The organism is Salegentibacter lacus (genome assembly GCF_020164555.1).
Taxonomy (GTDB): domain Bacteria; phylum Bacteroidota; class Bacteroidia; order Flavobacteriales; family Flavobacteriaceae; genus Salegentibacter; species Salegentibacter lacus.
On the sequence record NZ_JAIQZB010000106.1, the window covers coordinates 1 to 255 of the forward strand.

1 pseudogene is annotated in these 255 nt (G+C 39.6%); it reads right to left on the reverse strand.

Annotation, left to right across the window (positions count from 1 at the left end):
* A pseudogene (locus tag LB465_RS18210) lies at window positions 1–255 on the reverse strand (IS110 family transposase); the annotation flags it as partial.

Genomic DNA, 255 nt, shown 5'->3' on the forward strand with positions numbered 1-255 from the left:
GCGAACTATCTGCTCCTGGTAAAAATCGTAACAGGTAACTGCCTGTTCTAAGGCAAAAAGTCCCGCCTCGTTATAATGGCCTTTCAAAGATTTAACTATCAGCTCCCTTTTTGTTTTTAAAACACTACTATGGCACATTTCAACTAGAACATCAGGATTTCTTTCTCCAGCTAAAATAGCCCTGATGATTTTCAAACCGCTTGCTCCGTGTACCTGGCTTAAAACTTCTTTTAAGCGAATATTCATCATCGTGAG